Annotated in this window: 1 protein-coding gene; it reads left to right on the top strand. The window is 50.6% G+C overall.

What is annotated here, in order from left to right; translation table 11 throughout:
* Positions 1-66: 66 nt before the first annotated feature.
* On the top strand, positions 67-326 hold a 260-nt coding region (locus ACFRAK_RS29490), incomplete at its 3' end, for a stage V sporulation protein S (RefSeq protein ID WP_006211249.1).

Genomic DNA, 326 nt, shown 5'->3' with positions numbered 1-326 from the left:
CTCACGAATAACATCTAGTAAGCGGAAGCAAACCATCACTCAACATTCCCAGGGGAGGTACTTACCATGGAAGTATTAAAAGTTTCAGCAAAATCCAATCCCAATTCAGTTGCAGGGGCGCTCGCTGGAGTTCTACGGGAACGTGGCGGGGCAGAACTGCAAGCCATTGGAGCGGGGGCACTGAACCAGGCTATTAAGGCAGTAGCAATTGCCCGGGGGTTTGTAGCACCGAGCGGGGTAGACTTGATCTGCATTCCTGCTTTTACGGATATTGTGATTGATGGCGAGGACCGGACAGCGATTAAATTGATCGTGGAGCCTAGATA

Source organism: Peribacillus sp. NPDC056705 (assembly GCF_043656335.1).
This window is presented reverse-complemented; position numbering and strand designations above follow the sequence as displayed.